The sequence below is a fragment of the Paenibacillus sp. FSL R7-0216 genome, assembly GCF_037969915.1.
In the GTDB taxonomy this organism is placed as follows: Bacteria; Bacillota; Bacilli; order Paenibacillales; family Paenibacillaceae; genus Fontibacillus; species Fontibacillus rhizolycopersici.
In genome coordinates, this window is record NZ_CP150222.1 from 4697558 (window position 1) to 4720619 (window position 23062).

General features: G+C 54.4%; 19 protein-coding genes and 1 pseudogene. 3 read left to right on the forward strand and 17 right to left on the reverse strand.

Annotated features, from left to right (window positions below):
- Positions 1 to 94: 94 nt before the first annotated feature.
- The gene (locus tag MKZ15_RS21620) at positions 95 to 1072 is read left to right on the forward strand and encodes a LacI family DNA-binding transcriptional regulator (RefSeq protein ID WP_339818055.1); all 978 of its coding nucleotides are present in this window, start codon (positions 95 to 97) and stop codon (positions 1070 to 1072) included.
- A 93-nt stretch (positions 1073 to 1165) separates the two neighbouring features.
- Here MKZ15_RS21620 and MKZ15_RS21625 read toward each other — a convergent pair whose 3' ends face one another.
- The 4 genes from MKZ15_RS21625 to MKZ15_RS21640 form a co-directional block, all read right to left on the reverse strand.
- The gene (locus MKZ15_RS21625) at positions 1166 to 2917 is read right to left on the reverse strand and encodes a glutamine--tRNA ligase/YqeY domain fusion protein (RefSeq protein ID WP_339818057.1); all 1752 of its coding nucleotides are present in this window, start codon (positions 2915 to 2917) and stop codon (positions 1166 to 1168) included.
- Between the two features lie 97 nt (positions 2918 to 3014).
- On the reverse strand, positions 3015 to 3506 hold the full coding sequence (locus tag MKZ15_RS21630; protein ID WP_339818059.1) for a GNAT family N-acetyltransferase: 492 nt from the start codon (positions 3504 to 3506) through the stop codon (positions 3015 to 3017).
- 48 nt (positions 3507 to 3554) lie between these two features.
- Positions 3555 to 4778, reverse strand: coding sequence for an MFS transporter (locus MKZ15_RS21635; protein ID WP_155607626.1), 1224 nt, complete (start codon positions 4776 to 4778; stop codon positions 3555 to 3557).
- 119 nt (positions 4779 to 4897) lie between these two features.
- Entirely contained in the window at positions 4898 to 6967 is a 2070-nt protein-coding gene (locus MKZ15_RS21640; RefSeq protein WP_213622227.1) for a molybdopterin oxidoreductase family protein, read from the reverse strand.
- Positions 6968 to 7456: 489 nt separating this feature from the next.
- On the opposite strand from MKZ15_RS21640, the pseudogene MKZ15_RS21645 reads away from it, so the two are divergent.
- Positions 7457 to 7636, forward strand: a pseudogene (locus tag MKZ15_RS21645) (transposase); the annotation flags it as partial.
- A 57-nt stretch (positions 7637 to 7693) separates the two neighbouring features.
- Positions 7694 to 8359 carry a hypothetical protein gene (locus MKZ15_RS21650; protein WP_339822585.1) on the forward strand — a complete coding sequence of 222 codons (666 nt, stop codon included), beginning with the start codon at positions 7694 to 7696 and terminating at the stop codon, positions 8357 to 8359.
- Positions 8360 to 8869: 510 nt separating this feature from the next.
- Here the strand turns inward: MKZ15_RS21650 and MKZ15_RS21655 are convergent.
- From MKZ15_RS21655 to MKZ15_RS21715, 13 genes are all read right to left on the reverse strand, one after another.
- Complete coding sequence (locus MKZ15_RS21655) at positions 8870 to 9709, reverse strand: formate/nitrite transporter family protein (protein WP_339818065.1); 840 nt, start codon at positions 9707 to 9709, stop codon at positions 8870 to 8872.
- A 190-nt stretch (positions 9710 to 9899) separates the two neighbouring features.
- Complete coding sequence (locus MKZ15_RS21660; protein ID WP_213622231.1) at positions 9900 to 11261, reverse strand: FAD-dependent oxidoreductase; 1362 nt, start codon at positions 11259 to 11261, stop codon at positions 9900 to 9902.
- 360 nt (positions 11262 to 11621) lie between these two features.
- Positions 11622 to 12425, reverse strand: coding sequence for a (2Fe-2S)-binding protein (locus MKZ15_RS21665; protein WP_339818068.1), 804 nt, complete (start codon positions 12423 to 12425; stop codon positions 11622 to 11624).
- 14 nt (positions 12426 to 12439) lie between these two features.
- Entirely contained in the window at positions 12440 to 13303 is an 864-nt protein-coding gene (locus MKZ15_RS21670; RefSeq protein WP_155607620.1) for an ABC transporter ATP-binding protein, read from the reverse strand.
- 204 nt (positions 13304 to 13507) lie between these two features.
- Positions 13508 to 14401 (reverse strand): M15 family metallopeptidase, encoded by an 894-nt coding sequence (locus MKZ15_RS21675; RefSeq protein WP_213622232.1) that lies wholly within the window; start codon positions 14399 to 14401, stop codon positions 13508 to 13510.
- A 132-nt stretch (positions 14402 to 14533) separates the two neighbouring features.
- On the reverse strand, positions 14534 to 15982 hold the full coding sequence (locus MKZ15_RS21680; RefSeq protein WP_213622233.1) for a DEAD/DEAH box helicase: 1449 nt from the start codon (positions 15980 to 15982) through the stop codon (positions 14534 to 14536).
- A 45-nt stretch (positions 15983 to 16027) separates the two neighbouring features.
- Positions 16028 to 17698, reverse strand: coding sequence for an AarF/ABC1/UbiB kinase family protein (locus tag MKZ15_RS21685; protein WP_339818071.1), 1671 nt, complete (start codon positions 17696 to 17698; stop codon positions 16028 to 16030).
- Positions 17699 to 17702: 4 nt separating this feature from the next.
- Positions 17703 to 18011: a phasin family protein gene (locus MKZ15_RS21690; RefSeq protein ID WP_339818073.1), complete on the reverse strand. Its 309-nt coding sequence runs from the start codon at positions 18009 to 18011 to the stop codon at positions 17703 to 17705.
- Between the two features lie 77 nt (positions 18012 to 18088).
- A complete protein-coding gene (locus tag MKZ15_RS21695; RefSeq protein WP_339818075.1) occupies positions 18089 to 18928 on the reverse strand; it encodes a uroporphyrinogen-III synthase in 840 nt (279 codons plus the stop codon).
- A 74-nt stretch (positions 18929 to 19002) separates the two neighbouring features.
- Positions 19003 to 20079, reverse strand: coding sequence for an endospore germination permease (locus MKZ15_RS21700; RefSeq protein ID WP_193417079.1), 1077 nt, complete (start codon positions 20077 to 20079; stop codon positions 19003 to 19005).
- 37 nt (positions 20080 to 20116) lie between these two features.
- The gene (locus MKZ15_RS21705; RefSeq protein ID WP_155608858.1) at positions 20117 to 20338 is read right to left on the reverse strand and encodes a hypothetical protein; all 222 of its coding nucleotides are present in this window, start codon (positions 20336 to 20338) and stop codon (positions 20117 to 20119) included.
- Positions 20331 to 21524 carry a Ger(x)C family spore germination protein gene (locus MKZ15_RS21710; protein ID WP_339818079.1) on the reverse strand — a complete coding sequence of 398 codons (1194 nt, stop codon included), beginning with the start codon at positions 21522 to 21524 and terminating at the stop codon, positions 20331 to 20333. Before MKZ15_RS21710 ends, MKZ15_RS21705 begins: the two co-directional genes overlap by 8 nt.
- Complete coding sequence (locus MKZ15_RS21715; protein WP_339818081.1) at positions 21511 to 23034, reverse strand: spore germination protein; 1524 nt, start codon at positions 23032 to 23034, stop codon at positions 21511 to 21513. Before MKZ15_RS21715 ends, MKZ15_RS21710 begins: the two co-directional genes overlap by 14 nt.
- Between the last annotated feature and the right edge of the window lie 28 nt (positions 23035 to 23062).

Consider the following 23062-nt stretch of genomic DNA (forward strand, 5'->3'; position numbering starts at 1 on the left):
CATTGTTTTCTTTGCTGCATCTCCAGTGTAAAATATGAAATGCATTCCATAGCAAGATATTTTTTCACCTCTCTCGGGGAAGGAGCGGTTTGCCTTGCCGAACATCAAACAGATCGCTGAAGCCGCCGGTGTATCGGTCACCACCGTATCCCGCGTTATGAACGGACATCCCTACGTCAGCGCGGACAAACGGGCGGCGGTCGAGGATGCCGTTCGCCGGCTTAACTATTCACGGAATATGAATGCTGTACATTTGATCAAAGGCATCACGCAAACCATCGGCGTGATCCTGCCGAACATCAACCATTACTACTTTGCCCGGATCATGGAGGGGATGGCCCAACAAGCCCTGAAATGCAACTATCAGCTGATGCTTTGCCAGACCGACTACCGTCCGAATGAGGAACGCAAGGTACTGGAGATGCTGCGCAACAAGCAGATGGACGGGTTGATCATCTGTTCACGGGCGCTTTCGCTCAGCGAGATCGAGACGTATGCCAACTACGGTCCGATCGCGTTATGCGAGCGTGTGAGCGGCCGCAACCTCTCCTCGGTGTATATCGATCATTACGCTAGCTTTCAAACCGCGATCCGCTATTTGTGGGAGCAGGGGCGGCGCCGCATCGCGTTTACGATCAGCCGCCGCAACAGCCCTAGCAGCCGCAGCCGCCTGCAGGCCTATACCGACACGCTCACGGCCTTGGGCGGTCAGGCCCGGGAGGACTGGGTGCTGGACGGCTGCATCGATTGGGAAGACGGCGCCGCCTTGGTGGACCGGCTGCTCGCGATGGAGGAGCGTCCGGACGCCCTGCTCATTACCGGCGACCAGGTTGCCGCCGGCTTCATCCTCACCGCACGCCTGCGCGGGCTGGAAGTGCCAGACGATTTCGCCGTCATCGGTTTTGATAACCAACCAATCTCCGGCTTGCTCGAGATTACGACGATCGATAATCGGTTGTCGGAGATCGGGGAGCGTGCTTTTTCCATCGTTCATACGCAAATCACCTCCGGCGGGGGCAAGCCCGTCTCCGAAGAGCTTGGCTTCCGGTTTATTGAGCGCAGCTCGGTATAAATCAAAGAAAGGAGCCTGCAGATAGCTGCAAGGCTCCTTTTAGGTTACACAGGCACGCACGCGGGCACTGCCGTTAGGGCTGTCAATGCCGACTTACGCTTTCGGCAGCTGGAACGAGCTTTTCAACGAAACGATCAAGTTAAACACCGGGTGTCCGGGCTTAGCGTATTTCGTATCAACGTTAAAATACCCATGCCGGAAAAATTGGAATTTATCCTGCGGCTTCGCATCCTTCATGTTCGGCTCCACGAAGCCGTGAGCAATCGTCAGCGAGTTCGGATTGATGAGATCGAGGAACGTTTTCTCCTCAGCGGTCTCAACAACTGCGTCCCCTGCTTCCGTAGGGGCATCGTCTACCAGACCCTCAACCGTTTCTTCCAGCGCCACGTTTGCCGTTTCCTCTGCTTCCTCTTCCAGAATCAGCGGCTCGTACAACCGGAATTCGGCAGGTACCGCCTGAGTCACTTCCACCCAATGGATCGTGCCCTTGACCTTACGGCCGGTAAAGCCGGTGCCGCTCTTCGTTTCCGGATCATACGTGCAGTGGATCTCCACCACGTTGCCGTCCGAATCCTTGATCACCTCATTGCATTTCACGAAGTAGGCATTTTTAAGACGGACTTCGTTCCCCGGGAACAAGCGGAAATACTTACTTGGCGGATTTTCCATAAAATCATCACGCTCGATGTAAATTTCACGTGAGAACGGAATTTGGCGGCTGCCCATGTCCGGGTTTTCGCTGTTATTTTCCGCCTCAAGCCATTCGACTTGCCCTTCCGGATAATTGGTGATGACCACCTTCAGCGGGTCCAGCACGGCCATCGTGCGTGGAGCTTTCATCTTCAAGTCCTCGCGAATGAAATGCTCCAGCATTTTCGGATCGATGTTACCGAAGTTCTTGGAAATCCCCGTTTCAAAAATGAACGCCTTGATCGCTTCCGGCGTATACCCGCGGCGGCGCAGCCCGGAAATCGTCGGCATGCGAGGGTCGTCCCAACCGTCAACGATGCCTTCGTCAACGAGCTTTTTCAGCTTCCGCTTACTGGTCACCGTCTGCGTTAAATTCAGCCGTCCGAATTCGTATTGATGGGAAACGTTCGGCATTTCGGTTTCCGCAATCGTCCAGTCGTAGAACGGGCGTTGATCCTCGAACTCAGTGGAGCACAAGGAGTGGGTCACGCCCTCGATGGCGTCTTCCAGTGGATGGGCAAATGTGTACATCGGATAAATGCACCATTTATCGCCGGTGTTATGATGAGACGCATGCACGATGCGGTAGATGACAGGGTCTCGCAGATTGATGTTCGGCGAGGCCATGTCGATTTTGGCGCGCAGCACCTTCTCCCCGTCCTTGAATTCGCCGGCGCGCATCCGTTCGAACAGGTCGAGGTTCTCCTCGATAGAGCGGTCGCGGTATGGGCTGTTTTTACCCGGCTCGGTCAGCGTCCCGCGCAGCTCGCGGATTTGGTCGGCGCTGAGATCATCCACGTAGGCTTTGCCCTTTTTGATCAGCAGCACCGCGCGTTTGTACATCTCCTCAAAATAATCCGACGCAAAATGCAGTTCTTCCCAATCGAAGCCCAGCCATTTGACGTCTTCCTTGATCGAATTGACATACTCTACGTCTTCTTTCACCGGGTTGGTGTCGTCGAATCGCAGGTTGGTGCGTCCGCCAAACTCGTCCGCCAGCGCGAAGTTGATCCAGATCGCTTTGGCATGCCCGATATGTAGATAGCCGTTCGGTTCCGGAGGGAACCGCGTGATGACGGTATTTACCTTGCCGGATTTTAAATCTTCCGAAATGATGTTTTTAATGAAATTGGGAGGGGTAAAGTTGTTCTCCACGGGTAATCAACCTTTCCATTCGAGTTCTTCCCCGATTTTTCTTCTTCTAAATATACCGATATCTTTCGAATAGTTCAATGCCTTAGAACTTCATCCGCTAAACCTTTCGCCACATGAAAATATCGTCGACATATTGGCCATCCAGCCAAAATTCTTCGACCAACCGTCCCTGCTCCACGAATCCGCAGCTTTCATAGAAGGCGACGGCGCCGGGGTTGCTCGCCAGTACGCGCAACGACAGCTTGCGAACGCCCCGTTCTGCCGCCAGTTGCACCAGGGCGTCCATCAACACGCGTCCGATGCCCTTCCGCTGGTACGCCGGGTGAATGGCGATGTTCAGCTCGAGTACATGGGCGTTGCTCGGCAGCGGAGTCGGCGGCTTGAAGCCGATGTAGCCGCCAATCTCTTCGCCGATAACGGCCACGATCTGGTTACCCGGCGGGCTGCTTTGCAGGTATTTCTCCCGCGACTCCCACTCCATTTTTTCCGCGGGGGTATTTTGGCGATCCCAAACCAAGTTGTCGATTTCCATCAAAGCTGCCGCGTCGCGCATTTCGGAGAGACGCGTCTGGATGTCACGAGGATTCATGGTATCCATCCCTTCGTCATAATTAAGATCGTAAGCTCTAGCTAGTTGTCAGGTCGTCAGTCCGGATGGCTCCGGACGGTCATCCCGGTTCATGGCGGCATGTACCAGGAACGAGACGACCGACAGCACCGCAATGCCTACCGCCAACCAAGCAACCGGAACCAATCCGTTCCAGTCGAACAGCAAGCCCATCGCATAAGGGCCGACAACCCGGCCCGCCGCACCCATCCCGCCGACCAAACCGAGGTAGAAGGGGGCTGCTTTCCCTGTCCGATCGGAGATAAACGACGGAATGGCCGGCGAGATCAGCATCTCCCCGAAGGTGGTCAGCACCATCGCAGCCACCATGCTCGGATACGTATGGAAGCCCAATATCGTTGCGTAGCCGAGCATGTAGAATAACGCGCTGGCCGTCATTTGTGCTTGCGGAGAGCCGGCGAACGTGCGTTTCACCCACAAAATAAACGGTTGCCCCACAAAAATCAACAATCCATTCAAAGTCCAAAGAATGCTATAATTCCATTCCGGCATCCCTTGAGAGATCGTAAACGGCGATACGCCGTTATTCCAGATACAATTCCCGAGCCAGAGAAAGAACGATCCGACGCCCATAAACAGGTAGACGGGGTAGATACGCAGCAGCGACCAGACGCTTTGCCCATCCACCGATTTCTTGCGTTTCTGCACGTGCAGCTCGCCTTGGCTTTTTTGAACCTTGTTCAAATAAAACCAGAAAAACAACGCAAATGCAGCCGAAGTCACTCCATTCAAAATAAAGCTGAGGTCATACGAAATCTGCGCCAAAAACCCGCTGATCGCCGTCCCCAACGCCACGCCAATATTATTTGCCACATAGATGACATTAAACAGCTCTCCACGTCGCTCCGCGAAACGAAAGCCAATAAACGCCTGGATTGCCGGCATCGATGTCGCGTTGAAGAAACCAACGAGCAGCATCAGCAGCATGAACAAATGCCAGTTACCGCTCCCGTAAGGCAGCAGCAGCAGGAACAAGGCGTTCATAGCTAGTCCACCCACGATGAGTCGCTTCACGCCTAGTCGGTGATACAGGGCCCCGCCTAGCAACTGACCGGCGATCCCGCCAACCGACATAACCAGAATGACCAGACCGGCATCCGTCACGGTCCGACCTAGCACCTTGAACACAAACATCGTGACCAAAGGCCACATCAACGAACCGCCGGCCGAGCTAATCAAGCTAGCGACCAGAAACACCTTTACTTCCCGCGGATAGGACTGCAGCCATCTCATTGTTTTCTCCCCCTTTGCTGCAAGACATCAGCGTATGTACAAAAAAGGAGAGCCGACAGGGCTCTCCTGCTACCAGATTACAATAGTATCGCCTAAAAGTGTAGGCCAGGCAAGTACATCTATCGCCGCTTTACATCAACAACGGTGGAAAAAAATACCGCCCCGCCGCCCATATCGGCCAAACGGCCCGGAGTTAAGGCATTAGCGCGTGTGCGCGCACCCCCCTCCCGCTGCCACCATAGCCCTTGGCTGACGACCGTACCCGGCAGCATTTTGTCGGTCACGGACGCCTTGACGTCGTAGCTGCCACGGTCGTTCCACACCGTGACTTCATCGCCGTCCGTAATTCCGCGCGCCGCCGCATCTTCGGGGTGAATCTGCAGCAGCGGGCTTTTCTCCAGCGCCGTCAGCTTCTCTACATTGCCGAACGTCGAGTTAAGGAAGCTGTGGTTTGGCGGCGAAACGAACATCAGTGGATACGGCGTATCCTTGCCGGGACGGCGCTCGCCGTCATAACCTTCCACCAGCGGTACATAGGTCGGCAATGGCGGCAGCCCGGCCCGCTCCAGTGTGGCAGAGTATAGCTCAATCTTCCGCGACGACGTCGGCAGATGATCAAGCCAGGTTTGCTGCGGCTCCATGTTCAACTTCACCGCCCGTTGCTCCTTTAACTTCTCCAACTTGACGCCTTCGAGATATGGATTATGCCGGAACTCCAGCGCCTGCCGGATCATATCTTCTTCTGTGTCGCGGAATGCCTCTTCTTTGAAGCCCATCGCCTCCGCAAGCAGCTTGAACGTTTCAACGTTGCTTTTGCTTTCCCCCCTGGGCGCGATGACCGGCTCCTGGAGTTGAATATAATGATGCCAGTAAGAGCTGTATAAGTCCGTATTTTCAAAAGAGGATGTCGCCGGCAGCACGATATCGGCGTATTTCGTCGTGTCCGTCAGAAACAGATCGTGCACGACGGTGAACAAATCTTCCCGCAGAAGGCCCTGCTCTACCTTGCCCGTATCCGGAGCCACCACCGCCGGGTTAGAGCAATAGACGTACAACGCATGGATTGGCGGATCCAACGTCAGCAGCACATCCCCCAACTGGTTCATGCTCACCGTGCGAGCGCCCGGATTCGGTCGCAAGTCGGGACGTTCCAGCGCAGTCGCATTCATCTTGCCGTAAGCGCCGTTAGACTTGAAGGCGCCGCCGCCCGGCACGAGCCATTGCCCAGTAAGCGCCGGCAGGCAGCTGATCGTGCGAACCGTCATGCCGCCGTTGTCGTGATGCTGCAGGCCATTGCCGATATGGATGTAAGCAGGCGAAGTTTCGCCGTACAGGACGGCCAGCTTCACAATGCTCTCCGCCGGTACGCCGGTGATCGCCGCCACACGCTCCGGCGTGTACTGCTTCACATGCTCGCGCAGCTCGGCATGGCCATGCGTGTAGCGTTCTAGGAACGCGTCATCTACCAGGTCACGCTCGAACAGCACATGCATCATCCCAAGCGCCAATGCCCCGTCCGTGCCGGGATGGAGCGGAATAAACCAGTCCGCCCGCTGTCCCGTCCGGTTCCGATGCACGTCGATCACCACAAGCTGCGCGCCTTGCTTGCGGGCTTTTTCGATCAGGGTGATTTGGTGCATGTTCGTGCTGACGAGGTTGCCGCCCCACACGATAATCAACTTCGCCTTGACCGTCTCTTCCGGGCTCGTCCCGCCGCCAAACCCCATCGTATATCTCCACCCCGCGTTGCCTGCGGAGTTGCATATGCCTTGCTGTAGCTGAGTAGCGCCTAAACGGTTGAAGAACCGCCGGTCCATGCCGTCGACACTCAGGATCCCCATGTTACCGTAAAAACTGTACGGCAGGATCGACTCCGGTCCGTGCTCAAGGATCAGCCCCTTGTAGCGTTTAGCGATCTCCTGGACCGCTTCCTCCCATGTGATGCGTTCAAATTTCCCTTCACCTTTAGCTCCGACCCGCTTCAAGGGGTACAGCACCCGCTCGGGATGGTAGACCCGTTCCGCCATATTGCGAACCTTGTTGCAGATAGCGCCTTGCGTTATCGGGTGATCGGGGTTGCCGGTCACCTTAACGATTTTTCCGTTCTCTTTATGGAGCAGCAAGCTGCACGTATCGGGACAATCCAGCGGGCACACCGCGGGAAACACCCCGTTTGGTTCATGGATCATGTTCCACCCCTCCTATCCTGTAGCCTATTGTAAGGAAAAACGCCCCCCGGCGTAAACCCCCGGTTGCAATTTGCTTTCGAGCGGTAGGTAGAAGACGAAGCGATGGACGGACGGGTCGACAGCCGTGCCAATGGGCCTCAGGATTGCTTTCACTGTGTATTCGTGACTTGTTGCAGTGTCCCGTGTCCCGTGTCCCGTGTCCCGTGTCCTGTGTCCTGTGTCACGTGTCTCGTGTCTCGTAACTCGTGTCCTGAGCCCTGCATATCGTGCCATGTGTCTAGTGTCTCGTACCATGTGACTCGTGTCTCATGCCCTGTCCTTTACACTCCTTTTCATGATTATCCCTTTCGTTCAGATAGAGTCTGGGCTTAGCCGATTGCTAATTAATATCATTTTTTTAGGGTAAAAAAACAAGCTTGCACAGAACATATGTTTGGTATATAATGGAATCAAACGAACATACACTCTCATTGAGAGAGGCATGGGAATATGGAGGTTATTACGGATTCGATTCATCACCTATTCAATAAACACTATACGAGCGAGCAAGATTGCATGGATGCGCTGGTCGCTGCGAAGTGGCCAACCGGCTTTGTCTGCCCTCGATGCGCTCATACCGGGTGCAGCCACCTAACCTCCCGTCGTATTCCTTTATTTGAATGTGACATCTGTGGGCATCAAACGTCGCCTTTGGTTGGGACCCTTTTTGAGGGAACGCATCTGCCCTTGTTGAAGTGGTTCCAGGCGATAGAGTTGTTTCTGCTTCCTGATGGTATCTCCGCAATGCGGCTGCACCAGGAGATCCGGGTCACCTACAAAACCGCTTGGTTGATGCTGCACAAAATACGCCATGCTGTTGGCGAATTTGATGCCCGTGAACGGTTGAGCGGAGACGTAAAGGTCAACTCCGATCAATATGGGGCCAATCCGTCCCGTTGTCAGTATCCACATCCGTTTGCTTCGGCAGTCGTAGCTGGCTGTACGCTGATGGAGTCAGGCGAACTGGAACAGATCAAAATTCACCTGTTACCCAATAAACGTGGAACGGGTAACCGGGCAACCCGCCACGAGCTCTCCGCTTTCATCAACGAACATGTGGATGTCGATACATCCACGGTTCATTCGTTTCCTCTGGCCTTTCAGCTGTATTCGCCCCTGCGGAAAGTAGTGAGAGACGCATGGGAGTCGCTGAAGAGTACATATGTAGCTTTGGGACCAAAGTATCTGCAAGCATATCTGAACGAATACACCGTACGCCGCCGGTTGCACTTGCCTGGGGCAAGGAAGACGATGCATCAGAAATTGCTGAGTATGTGTGTGGCGACTCAAGCCATTTCTTACTACCAACTAATCGCACGCCAACCGAAGTTGCCTTTGGCGACCGCCGCCTGATGAGGTGCCTGAACCAAGGGGCTTAGGCCAATCGGCTTCTGCCTTTTTGTCATCATCTAGCTGATCCAATCTATGACTCTACCCATCAGCTACACAATCTATCTAATCCAATTGGCTACCCTAACCATTAGCTCCACTATCTACCCGCTTCTTATTCCGTCTGCTGCTCTTCCTGTCTACTGCTCTACTGTCTACTGCTCTACTGTCTACTGCTCTACTTCCTGCTGCTCTTTCTGTCTGCTGCTCTTCCTGTTTTCTGCTCTAGCTATCTGCTTTTTTACCTAATGCTGCCCTATCGATCTGCTTCTTTGCAACACCTAATTGGCTCCCCAAGCGCGTCTGATCTCATTCTTTGTCAACTGATTCAACGGGATAATCGTGCAAAGGGCCGATACAACATGTACTGGCCTGGCTGCCACCCAACCATGATCCAATACTCTCCCCTATAGCAAAAAAACTGCTCCTCCAAATGGAGAAGCAGTTAATAAAGCCTGTTGATTGCTTATTCTGTTATATGGTTTTGCTTACCGTTGCGGACGAAGGTGTTGTTGCATGCTCGGCAGCCGGAGCAGCCGTTTGCCCTTTATCCTTCAAATAAGCAGTCCAATATGCCGCTCCCACGAAGATGGCGCCGCCGGTCAAGTTGCCCAACCATACCGGTACAAAGTTCTTTAAATATTCGCCCCAGGAGAAATAGCCCTCAAAAATAGCCGCCGGAATCAGGAACATGTTGGCGACCACGTGCTGGAAGCCGATGGCAACGAAGGCCATTGTCGGAAACCAGATGCCGAGTATTTTGCCGCTCATGTTGTCTGCGCCGTAAGAGAGCCATACCGCCAACGCAACCAGCCAGTTGCAGCCTATGCCAGACACAAATGCTTGCAGGAAGCTATCATCCAGCTTGTGGCCGGCCATATCAACCAGTTTATCGAGATAAGGTCCGCTGGCCGTCAAGCCAACCACATGTCCAAAAAAGTATGCGACGAATAAAGCACCCACAAAATTGCTTAAGGTAATGAGGACGAGGTTCTTGAACATTTCCCCTGTGGAAATTCGCCCCGCCATCCGTGCTAGCGGCACAGCCATCATGTTGCCGGTCAAAAGCTCCCCACCGGCCAAAAGTACGAGAATTAATCCGATAGGGAATACCGCCGCGCCGATGAAGGTTGCGAAACTACCCCACTCTGCCGGAGCGCTGCTGATGACGCGAATATCGAGCAAAAAACCGAGCGCTATAAACGCCCCGCCCAAAAATCCGAGAATAAGTACGGTCAACAAAGGATTATGCGCTTTTTTGATGCCATTTTCTACGGTTACGTCAGCAATTTGCGCAGGTTTATAGTAAGCCATGTTCTAGTCTCCTTTATAAGTAGATCCGTGTCTATTGTAGCGTGCCGATTTATGTTGGATAAGTAACAAAGATCACGATAACGTTTTCATATGGTGAAATATTTCACATCAATACGAAAAGCCGGCCAAAGAGGCGAACGCCCCGTTTGACCGGCTGGATAGTTGGATTCTTACGCCTGCAATATTGCCGTTAAACGTGAACGGTTTCCCGCTGCGGCACTTCCGGCAGCGCTCCCAAGCCTGCGCTGTTCAGGAAATTCCAAGGTTTGTTGTAATGCGGCTGGAAGAAGAAGTCGACGAAGGCGAGTTCCTCCATTTTCATGCCGTTTTGGATGCACACCGAGATCGTATTCATCGACTGGGTCAGGTCCACTTTCGACATGATTTGCGCCCCGAGGATCCGGCGGGTGTTCTTCTCGTAAACCACCTTCAGCATAACCGGTTCGTGGGTCGGCATGAATTCCGGCCGGTAGTTATCGGTAATCATTACCGCTTCGGCCTCCAGACCGGCATCCTTCGCCGCTGTTACCGTCAACCCGGTCCCCGCGATATTATCTTCGTAGATTTTAATCCCCGAGGTGCCCTGAGTGCCCATATACTTCACGGTTGGCGTTACCAGGTTTCGAGCCACCAGCGTACCCATGCGAACGGCGTTCGTGGCCAACGGGATATACGCATGCTTGCCGGTCGGATTATAAAATACCGCACAGCTGTCTCCCGCCGCATATACGTCCGGCTTGCTGGTGCGCATGTATTCGTCTACGATGATTGCACCATTGCCCAGCATGTCGACTTGCCCCTTTAACAGCTCCGTGTTTGGACGGAATCCGATGCACATAATCACGAGATCGGCGGCGTACGCGCCTTTGTCGGTGATCACCTTAGCCACTTTGCCGTTCTCACCTTCAAAGCGCGTAACCTTTTGGCCTAAAGCCAACTCAATCCCATGCTCGCTAAGCGATTGTTCGATCTTATCCGTGTATTCCGGATCCAGGTATTTGCTCAAAATGCGATCCTCCGCATCAATCAGCGTCACTTGCTTGCCGTTCAACTGGAACGCTTCAACAAGCTCAACGCCGATGTATCCGGCCCCGACCACCACAATATGGTTGGCTTGCTGCGCTTTTTCAATGATCGTGTTGGAATGGTTGAAATTTTTCGAAAGCACGATGTTCTCTAAGTCGCTTCCTTCGAACTTCGGAACAATCGGCCACGACCCGGTCGTTACGATCAGCTTGTCGAACGTATCTTCGAACACCTCACCGGTCTCCAGGTTGCGAGCTTGAAGTGTTTTAGCGTCCGTATCGACCGACACTACCTCGTGAAGCATTTTCGTATTTACACCAAGTTCGGCCAATTGCTGTGGCGACGAGTAGAACAATCCCTGCGGATCCTGAACCATCCCTCCGACATATAACGCAATGCCGCACGACAGAAAAGAAATGTTGTCGTTCCGTTCATATACGGTAATTTCCGCGTCCGGGTAAAGTTTGGCTGTATTGACGATCGCTGCCGTGCCTGCATGGGTACATCCGATAACTGCTACTTTCATGATTTCTTCCTCCTCCAAATTCACTGCTCGTTTTGTATTTTGTCATAAACAACTCGATATTTGTGAAATTCATCACTTATAAATCCATTTACTTGTGAAATATTTCACCTCATGTCCCTAATTATAGTGTGACATTTTTCACATTGCAAGAGGTAAAAGATACTTTTTAAAAATTTCACAATTTAAATTGTAGGTTTCCCTATTTGGGGGTTAATAAGCTGGAAGGTTGAGGAGATCGATTTTTGGATAAAACAAAGCACCTGGTCGGAACCTCCTGAATTGTCTTCAGGACTGCCAGGTGCTTGCTTGCTAAGCATATCCGCGATGATCATATGTAAATGTAAAGTCATTACGGGTGAGTTACTGTGCTTGGACTGAGGTAAGTTGTTTTCGTATTTCGGCGTATTTAGCCTCCCGCTCCGACTTGGAGAGTTTAGGACATCCGTAGCAGTAGCCATGGTCCGTCTCCGTCCGGTAAGCCAGACAGCAGGTTGGCTTCATCGGCGATTTTTCACCCGGCCGATAGGGGTCATCAAGCAGCACTTCTTTGATGAGATAGGGATTGCGCTTCAGACCAAACTCCTCTGCTGACAGTTGCTTCACAAGCTCGTAATCTTCCAGGAGCCGAGAACGCAATATGTCATCCTCAAGACGATCCGCCAGGGAGCGAACGTAGAATTGAACGCCAAGCGGCAACTGCCCCCATAATTGGGCTACCGGCAACCCTGAGACCGCAGCGATTCTCTCCATTACAGGACGCAGCACCTCCCCGTAAAAACGGCAGAGTTCGCCTCTCTGCCAGGACGTACGATCCCCCGCTGGCCACGGTTGCTCCGCCTGATCGTTCAGCACAAAATAAACCCAAGGGAACCCGTTAACCATCACGAGTTGAATCGTTAGATTTTCCAGCGAAATTTGGATCCTGCTCGCCGTTACGGATACCATGTACTGCAGCGCCGCACACACGACCCGCCAGCTCGTAGCGAAATAAGTAGCCGATACCTGAAGGTCAAGTCCCTTGATCTTCTCCTGATACAGTTCCAAAAAAGAAACTAGCTGTCCACGATCCAACAGCTTTGCTGCAGGCATCGTGAACAGCGCGTCCGTTCGGTTCTGCGTGACGATTCCCAATTGCTGCTCCAGCAGCTGATAATCTAAGCGCATTTTAGCTTCCTCCGCTATAGGAACGAGACCACTTTAGGTGAAGCCTCTTCCGGTCCATCGTTTTTGCCTTTGCGGACTTTGCCTTCAGATGCAGCCTTATACAGCTCATAAGGGAGACAAAGCGGCACACCGCTCCGCGGATCGGTGACGATATCCGCCTCGATACCGAATACATCGCGCAGCACTGGTGAGGTCACAACCTCTTCCGGTGTACCGGTAGCAACTGCCTGGCCTTGTTTAATTGCGATCATGTAATGGGCATATCGGGCGGCATGGTTCAAATCATGCACGACCATCACGATCGTCCGATTCGAAGTATCGTTCAGCTCTTCTAGCAGCTGCAGCACTTCCAATTGGTGAGCCATATCCAGGAATGTTGTCGGCTCGTCAAGGAACAGGATATCCGTCTCCTGCGCCAGCGCCATTGCAATCCAGGCCCGCTGACGTTGACCGCCGGACAACTGCTCCAGGGCGCGGTCGCTGAATTCGCCCATACGGGTTGCTTCGATCGCCCAATCCACGATCTTCCGGTCCTCGGACTTCAGACCGCCGAACCCTTTTTGATGCGGAAAACGCCCGTAAGAAACGAGCTCATAGACCGTCAGCCCTTCCGGGGCGGTTGGATTTTGCGGAAGTATGGCCATTTGTTTGGCCACTTCCCGCGTCGACTGCTTATGGATTGACTTACCGTTCAGCAGCACACTGCCGGACTTCGGCTGAAGGATCCGAGCCATCGTTTTCAAGACCGTCGATTTACCGGAGCCGTTCGCTCCGACCAACGCCGTGATTTTCCCCTCGGGAATCGAAATATTTAAGTCTTCGACAATCAGACGATCCTCATAAGCAATGTCCAGATGCGAAGTTTTTAAGGAGACCATGGCACTCTTCCTTTCCGTGTCCAACTGAATAACGGCTTCATCGTAAGTTCATTTAAATTTCATCATCTTAAAGATACTGATAATCATTATCATCTGTCAACTGTTAATTTGCGTCGGGTGAATTCGGCTGACCGTAAAATCAAAAAAGACGCCTCCAGGCGTCTTTTCCTTCATAGCTCACGGCCCGGGTGGTGTAAGAAGAAGTTACTGACCCGAAACCGGTACGGCATCATAGTACTCTTCCAACGTGATGTCCCGTTCCCCGATGTCAGCTGCGATCTCTTTCCCTACATAGCGTAGGTGCCATGGCTCATATTTATAGCCGGTAATGTCTTCCTTACCTTCCGGATAACGAATGATAAAGCCGTATTCGGTTGCATGGTCCGCCAGCCAAGCCGCTTCCTTCGTATCGCCGAAGCAACTTTCCGCCGCGCATTTGCCGTCGCTACCCGAAACGTCGATTGCCAGTCCTGTCTCATGTTCGCTATGGCCCGGCACCGCGCTGTAAGTCTTAGCCAGTTCCTCGCCGTCCTTCTCCACATAACGGTTAAACAACGCCGTTTGTGTACGATGCGAGCGGTACGCCGACACACCTGCCAAATAGACGCCGTCTTTCTCGGCTCCTTCGAACAACTCCTCAAGCGCTGCCGCAGCCTCTTTGCGCATCATACGTTTCTCAATTTTGTCTTTAAACGTGAATCGAACGTCTGGATAAATCAGATCCTTTGGTTCGTAGTCGTCTGGCAGAGCAAACTGTTTGTTAATTAACACAGCCACGCTCTCAGAGTCGGTCATCGCAGCTTTGTCCCCTCCGCTGCCCTTATCCGAATCGGCAGGATCCGGAGCTTGATTGGCGGAATTCCCGGTTTCGGCATTGCCGCCGTTGGCCGCATTGTTCCCTTCCGGCGCCTGATCATCCTTAGCGCCTCCATCGTTCACGGTGCCATTCTCCGAACCGGTATTTGAGCCGGCTGCGTTTGTACCGTTCTGAACTGGCGTCTGCGGTGCGTTTGCCGCTTGATTCCCGCAGCCTGCAAATACGACTGCCGCTAGCAATAGAGCAATCGTTGCGGTTACCGCGCCTTTCTTGCTGTACATCCTGGTTCCTCCCCTATGGCCAGTGCCCTGTCATGACGTATCAAGAGGCACCTCTGTATTTGTTCCTTGATCCTATCCTTTTAAACGCATTAGGCGAGCAAGAAGTTACATGGAAAATAGCGGGGGCGCCGGCTACCGCCCCCGGCGCCCGCGCCCTCCGTCGCCGCGTGCATTTTGACCGCGGCGTTCCGGCCCTTGCGCGCGCGAGGCGCCTCCGGCGGAGCCGCGCTGAGCGCGCGCGTCATCGCCGCGGCGGCTTCCCGCGCCGCGGCCTCCTTTGGCCGGCGCCCCTGCGCCGCCGGCCGAGCGGCCCCGCCCGCCGCCTGCATCGCTGCGGCGGCCTGCGGGCCGCTGTGCGCCGCCGCGCTCGTCGCGGCTGCGGCGGCCCTGGCCCCCCGCCTTGTCCGCACCCGTACCGGTGCGGCCTACGGCGACGATCTTCTCGGCGCCCGGACCGGCGCCGCTCTTCTCGTAGCGCTGCCGCTCCAGCTTGCGGCCGATGCCCCGCTCGATCTGACGCAGCGCCTCCAGGTCCTTCGGCGCCGCGAACGTGATGGCCACGCCTTTTTCCCCGGCGCGGCCCGTCCGCCCGATGCGATGGATGTAGCTATCCACATCGTGCGGAATATCGTAATTGAAGACGTGGGTAACGCCTTCCACGTCAATTCCGCGCGCCGCTACGTCCGTCGCGACGAGGAGTTCCAGCTTCGCGTCACGGAACGCGCGCATCACCTGCTCGCGCTTCGCCTGCGACAGGTCGCCGTGCAGCTCGTCCGACTGGAAGCCCGCGGCCTGCAACGCCTCGTTCAACGTGCTCGCCCGGCGCTTCGTGCGGCAGAAGATCACCGCTAAATATGGCCGCTGGCTGCGGATCGTCTCGATCAACGCGTTCTGCTTGGTCCGGTCCGTGCATTCCACGAGGATTTGCCGGATACTGTCCAGCGTAACGCGCGAGGTTTCGGCGATTCGGATGTCCCGCGGCTTGTCCATATAAGCCTTGGCCAAACGCTTCACATTGTCGGGCATCGTCGCCGAAAACAGCATCGTCTGGCGGCTGCGCGGAACGAGCGAAATAATCTCCTCCACCTCGGTCAAGAAGCCCATATGCAGCATCTGGTCGGCCTCATCCAGCACCAGCATGCGGACCGCACCTAGCGTCAGAGAACCCCGACGCAAATGATCGAGCAGCCGGCCCGGCGTGCCGATGACCAACTGAGTGCCATTCTTCAGCTTGCGCAGCTGCCGCTCCACATCCTGGCCGCCGTAGGCGGCCAATACGGATAATCCCTCGCGAGCCTCCGCCAGCTTTCGGGCTTCCGCGGTAATTTGAATCGCCAGTTCCCGCGTTGGGGTAATGATCAACGCCTGCGCCTCTGGGCGATCAGGCCGGATTTTCTCCAGGATCGGAAGCAGGAACGCCAACGTCTTGCCCGTGCCGGTCTGCGCCTGTACGATAGCGTCTTCGCCTGACTGGAGGACGGGAATCGCCGCAGCCTGTACCGGTGTCGGGTTCACGATCCCTTGTCCCTGCAGCTTGCGGAGCAGGATGGGCGATACATTTAAATTTTCAAAAGTTGTCAACAGGTTTCACCTCATATTCTTCAGCTTCCTTATTGTAACACATCGTTAGAACCTTCCCGAACGGAAGATGGAAAAGAGCAGCCACAAGAACATCAGCGTTGCAACGATAAAGCCGATCTCGATCGCCGGAATGTCCCAGAGCAGGGTTGGCATTCGCGCAAGGGAGGAGCCAATGATGAGCCCGACCATAATAATGCTGAAGGCCAGCAGCACAATGCTGAACGACAAACGATTGCTGATCTGGTCCAGCTTGCGGAGAAACTGCTCCATCTCCGGCAAGTTCATGTCCATCTTTAGCTTGCCGCGGGCCAGCGTGCTAGATAGCTTGCGCACCTGATGCGGAAGATCAATCAGGGAGTCCGTCAGCTCGGCGGCCTCGTCAAACAGCTTCTTACCGAGCCGGCGTGCGGCGTATTTCTCGCGAAGCAGCTTGCGCCCAAAGGGCTCCGCCAAATCGAGAATGCGAAGGTGAGGATCGAGCGCCAGCGCTACTCCTTCGACCGTTAAGAGCGCCTTGCCAAGCAGCAGAAGGTCAGCAGGCAGCACGACCTGGTGCTTCTGCGCCGTGGCGAACAGATCCTGTAACGCCTGCCCGATCTGAATCTCCGCAAACGGAATGTCATAATATCGTTCACGAAGCCGTTCCAAATCCTGGCGAAGTCCGTCGGTATCGGCATCGTCTCCGACGAGGCCCATGCGCAGAATCGCCCGTACCATTCCCTCAGTGCTTCGCCGCATCAAGGCGATCACCAACGACGACAAATGATCCTTCATCTCGCTGCTGAGCCGCCCGACCATCCCGAAATCGATGAAGGCCAGCTCGCCTGTGCGGGTCACCAGCAGGTTGCCGGGGTGAGGGTCAGCATGGAAAAAGCCGCCCTCGAAGATTTGCCGAAGCAAAGCGTTCACTAGCCGCTCCGCCAGCTCCTTGCGGTCGTACCCCATCTCATCGATCTCCAGCAGCCGGTTCAGATGCTCTCCCTCCACGAAGTCCATCGTCAACACGCGAGAGGTTGTCAGGGACCAATGCACCCCGGGAATATAAATGCCTTCATCCGCTTTAAATTGACGGCGAATCTTCTCCATATTCCGGCCCTCGAAGCTATAATCCAGTTCCGCGCGGATCGAACGGGCGAATTCCTGGGCCATCTGCGGAATCTGAAATCGGGATACCCAGGCCCAGCGTTTGTTTGCCAGCGCCGTCAAGTGCTGCAGAATATCGAGGTCCAGCTCGATGACCGGCACGATGTCGGGCCGTTGGACCTTGATCGCGACCGGCTCGCCTGTCGTCAACCGGGCTCGATGCACCTGGCCTATAGAGGCGGCGGCGAGCGGCGTTTCATCAAAGCTCTCTAGCAGCTCACCCAGCGGCTGGTGGAATTCCGCCTCTAAAATTCGGCGGGCTTCCTCGGCCGGAAACGGAGGTACCTGGTCCTGCAGCTTGACGAGCTCTTGAATGATCGCCTCCGGCAGTAAATCCGAGCGCGTACTAGCCAATTGGCCGACCTTGACGAAGGTCGGACCCAACTCCTCCAGCACCAAACGGATCCTTTCGGCCAAGGTCGGGGAGCCCGGCTCGGACTTGCGTAATCGGCGCAGCGGCAGCCGAATCAGCCGGGCTAGACCGATTTCTTCGGCTAAATAGCCAAAGCCATGGCGCCCAAGCGCCATGGCAATTTCACGATAACGGCCGGTATGTCGGACAAAGCTGCTCATACGCTTACGGCTGCTGCATCTCGGCGAGCTTAATCTCCAGCTCTGCTACTCGCCGCGTTAATTCCTCCACCTCTTTAGCCGAGGCCAGACCCATCCCTTGCAGTGCAGACCGAACCTGCTCATTCACCAGTTCTTTGAACTTGCCCTGCTCCTCGGCACCGCGATCAATCAGCTTCTCCACGAGTTGCTTCGACTCGGAAGGGGCCAGTTCACCGCGTTTAACCAAGTCATCCACGATACTCTCGACTTTCTCCTTACTCGTGATCGTCAAACCCCATCCCAGGGAAATCGCTTTTTTCAGTAAATCGCTCATTGCCCATCATCCTTTCCATCCGAGGTTTGGATATTGCCTACACTTATCATTACCCAATATCAGGCTTGGTGTGCATCCTATCCGTGCTTGGCCTTGAAGAGCGGCTCGGCATCGCCCGCATAATATCGGGCCAACTCAACGATCATGCTGCCCATCCGCTCCTCCTTGGGCGCCAGTACCCGGGGCACCCCCGCTTCGTACAAACCCGCGGCCGTCACCTTGCCGACGGCCACCGCCAGCACCGGCCCCTCCAGCGCCGCCATCAAGGCTTCGAGCTGTCCCTGACGTTCCGCATGCTCCATCAGAAAACGCACCTGCGGTCCGCTTGTAAACGTCACGGCATCCACCTCGCCGGCTAGGATATCGCTCAAGAGCTGCTCCAGCTCTGGGGTAGGCGGAGCGATATGCCGGTACGGCAGAAGCTGACGGCACTGCGCCCCCTGTTCCTCCAGCCAGGCGACCAAACGCGGGGCCGGATCCCCATGCAGTTGCAACAACACGCTGGCTCCGCGCAGTTGATATTCCGACAGTCCACGAATGAGTCCCTCTGTACTCCCGTCGTCGTCGCGGACGATCGGGGTTAACTCTCGCTTTTTCAGGGCATTCACGGTCTTGTACCCTCGCGCTGCAATCTTTCCCGCCCGAAGATGATCTCGTAGACGTTCGGCAACGCCCATGTCCCCGGCCATATCAAACAATGCGTCCAAGCCCATCCCTGTCGTAAAAATGGACCATTCCGGCGGATGCTCCACCCAGTCGACAATGCCGTTTCGCAAGGCTACATCGTCCAACAACACGGTTCCCTGTGCCGGACGGTATAGCGGCGTACCGCCCATGTTTTCCACCAGCTTACCTAATTCCTCCGCACGACGGGGCCCTGTCAGCGCGACTCTTTTCCCTTCCAGTCTCCGTGCCATCGTCTACCTCCCAAGTTTATCCTATTTCTACTACCTTCAGCTTATACGAGGGAGAGGGCGAAGTAAATTGCGGATTATCCCGCCTTCGGTTCGGGTTTACTCCGGCGCGGTCGAAGCAACGCAAAGAACAGAATCGGAAAAGCTAAGTCAAAGACGATGGCAATGACCGGCCAAACAAAATTGAAATCAAAGAGCTGCAGGGCGTTTTTGAAGAACCAGATGGAGCAGGCGAAGGCAAACGCCCCGACAGGGGCCGTCATCAAACGGCCGGACAACTTGGGAACGACCATTTGCAGCGTGTAACATAATGCGTAAAGATCAAAAGCGATTTTCCCCAGCGCCATCGGATACCATAGGGCCATCAGCAGTAAGTCGAAGCGGTCGATGAAATCGGTAATCTGAATGTGGCGAATCATCTCGTAGCCCGGATGAATCAGCTTCCCTGACAACGGCACACCGAGAACAAGCTGCGTCAGGAGCAGCAAGACGATCATCATTCCCGTGCCCACAGCCAGACTGATGTAGCCTGCGGATGCCTTAAAATATTTGCCGGAGATGACGAGCGGGAGCACTAGAATCTCGGCCTGATAAGGGAAGGTGCACCAGGCTCCCTTCAGGATGCCTGTCCAATCCGGCGAGAAATAAGGAATGAGATACTGAGGGTGAAAATCCCTCGCCAACACCAGAATCACGAAACCCAGCACCAAGATGAAAATGGGAACATAGACCTCGCTAAGCCCTAAAAAGGCTCGGATCCCCCCTTGACAGATATAAACCGCCGTCGCGGTAACCAATAAACCGAGGATCGGAATCGGCGTGCGATTGAGCAGCACCGTATTCGTGAAATCGGCGATGCTTCGAATATCCCTCGCACTGATAAACAACAGGAACAGCAGGTACAGCGCCAGCAGTACCCGGCCCATAATCGGAAAACGTTCTGTTAAAGCCTGCAATAAATTACGATTGGAGAACCGCTTTAGCGTGAACGAAATGAGCCACAACGCGAAGAGACAAACCAATCCGCTGGCGATATAGGAGATAAACGCATGTTGATGCGCCGTTTGACTGACCATCGAGAAGGTTTGCATATACGTAATCGACCCGATGCACAAGAGTCCAAGCAGAAAAATTTGCCGTTTGGTTATTTTCATTACAAGGCTTCACTCCTCGAGGTTTCATACGCGAGCTCTAGGGTTTGGCGAAGGCAAGAGGCGCTAACGCCCTGCCCAGCCAATCCACGGGATTGAAGGGGCCGGTTACCCATGAGGTATAGATCAAAATCAAGAAGGAAACCGCCATAACGGTATAGAACACAGAACGGCTCAGCGCCCCTCCTTCCCTTAGTGCCTCTTTGTCCCGCCAGAAGCTGAAGGCGATCAACAGCAGCAACGAAATATGGGTACTAGTCATTCTCGAGACGATCCTCCCTCACTCCAAACGAATTGATGATTTCACCGCTGCTTTCCAGTCGGATATCGGAACTGACATTGACCTCAACTTCCGGCAGCAGGTCATGCCAACGATGATGAATCTTCTTCCACTCGTTAGGGTACTTATTATTCAAGGCAACGCCGAAGCCGAAAATATCGGACCGGTTCTTGCGTATCGCCTCACTGATCGCGGCGTGAATATCCTCATTAATCATCTCATTGCAGCGTTTCTCGACGATCCCCATCATCGTCGACTGAATATTCTGGCGGGTCGTATTCTCCAGGATCAATCCTTTAGCCTTCACCTTAACATCAAACGAAATGGCGGAACCCTTTAGGTGAGGTCGGATTTTCGCTCCGGTTTGGGTTAGCACGATCGTAACCGCCTCATTCGGCCGCTTCTCATCGACCGTGACCGTCACTTTGGGGTTTATCGCTTGGCCCATTGCCATCAAAGCCATTTGGGTTTGATCCGAGTTCAAGTAACCCACCAGCTTGCTATCACGAAACATCCCTAGCCCGTCCAACTTGACCAAGCTTTGCCCATCCCCGACCTTCTTCGGAATACTCTCCTTGGTTTCCATGACGGGGATGGCTAAATCGATGCCTTCCGTCAGCAAGGTGTTGGCCATGGTTTGAATGCAAACCGGGTCCTTCATTGCCGATTTGGTCAGTTCCCGGATCATTTCCGAGGGCGATTGCTCAATGGGAGCGTCGACTCCCAACAATTTATAACCCGGGCCGCGGGTCAGTACGATGTAAGTCGTTAGTCGGTTTTGCGGAAACCGGGCGTAAGCATCAACCATCTCACCGATCCCCGATTTGGCGAACTCTTCTCCAAAAATCGTTACGCGACGATGAGAAAAGTTAAGGATCCGGGATAAATTGCTCTGCATGGATTTATTGGCCTGATACGGTGTCGGAGCCGTTTGGGACACCATCAGGTAAGTCTTGCTGCCTGAGGTCCCACCTCCTCCGCCTTGGCTGCCCGCGCCGCCAAAGGAGCTGGGTAAGGCGATTTGGGCGGTGGAGCGGATCTGGCCCTGATCTAGATCCGTCGAGGTGGCTAGTACAAAGGCCACATCGTTCACTTCGATGCGATCCCAACAGCCTGTCAGTACGAGCGCAGGAAGTAAGATCGCTAGAATGAGTTTACCAACCCTCATTGGAATCACTCCCCAATGGTCTGGATTTTCCGATTCGTCGCGTATTGTTCCCGCTAGCGTCGGAAGGCCGATTCTTCATCTTCCACATCGGTACCCGGCTGAAGATGTCCTTCGTATCCCCGCGATCATAGGGGGCGATCCCGTTCATATACGGAACGCCAAACGATTTGAGTTGCGTCAGATGAACAACGATCCAGACCGCTCCAATCACAATACCGAACAGACCGAATGCGCTAGCCAGCAGCATGAGCGGAAATCGCAGCATACGAACCGTCACCGCGAGGCCAAACCTAGGGACTGTAAAGGAAGCGATTCCCGTCAATGAGACGACGATGACCATCGGGGCGGATACGATCCCGGCCTGTACGGCGGCTTGTCCGATCACCAGCGCGCCCAAGATGCTGACCGCTTGGCCCACGGTCTTCGGCAGCCGGATACCGGCTTCACGCAGCGCCTCAAACGAGATTTCCATAATAAAAGCCTCTACCAAGGCGGGGAAAGGAATTGCTTCCCGGGAGGCCGCGATACTCAAGATCAAGGTCGATGGAAGCATATCCTGATGAAACGTAGTTACCGCAATGTACAGACTCGGCAGGAACAAGGCCAGGAACAGGAAGAAGAACCGAATCCAACGGATCATGTTGCTGATGAAAAACCGTTCGTAGTAATCTTCGCTGGCCTGCAGAAGCTGCCATAACGTTACTGGCGCGATCAGCACAAACGGCGTACCGTCCACAAAGATGGCCACTCTGCCCTCCAACAATTGGGCAGCTACCGAGTCAGGACGTTCGGAATACTGCATCTGCGGAAACGGGGAGGATGGATTATCCTCGATCCATTCCTCGATGTATCCGGATTCCAAGATCCCGTCGATATCGATGTTCTCCAATCGCTCCTTCACATCGGCGACCAGCTTCTCCTCGGCTAAGCCTTCGATATAGGCTAACGCGACGTCTGTCTTGGTCACCTTACCGATCACCATATCAAGCAGCTTCAGCTTTTCCGTTTTGATTTTGAACCGAACTAAGGCGGTATTGATCCGGAGCGACTCCGTAAATCCTTCGCGCGGGCCGCGGATCACCGCTTCGGTCTGCGGTTCCGTAACGCTCCGCCGCGAACCGCCTTTTACACTGAACAGCAGCACCTCTTCCATTCGCTCGACAAAAATGGCGACATTCGCCGTCAGCACTCCGTTAATCACCGCCGGCCAGTCGGTGGCGGACTGTGCTTGGCTCAAGGAGACTCGCGTGAACGACAACGGATAGATGTCCCCCTCCGCTTGCGGATGTTGGGCCAAACCCTCGATCAACGGACGCAGAATGTGCTGCTGAACATCCTCGACCTTGATAATCCCCTCGATGTAAACCAGTAACCCCCGAATCTGCTCGGTCAATTGAAGCTCGCGGTAGATCACGTCGGAGCAGTCCTGAAATACCTTTTTCACTTGCTTGATGTTTACCGCCAAATCTCGGCTGATTTTATCTTCTTGTTTACGTTCCTTGGTTTTCATGGGCACACTCCTTGCCACTCTGCCGATT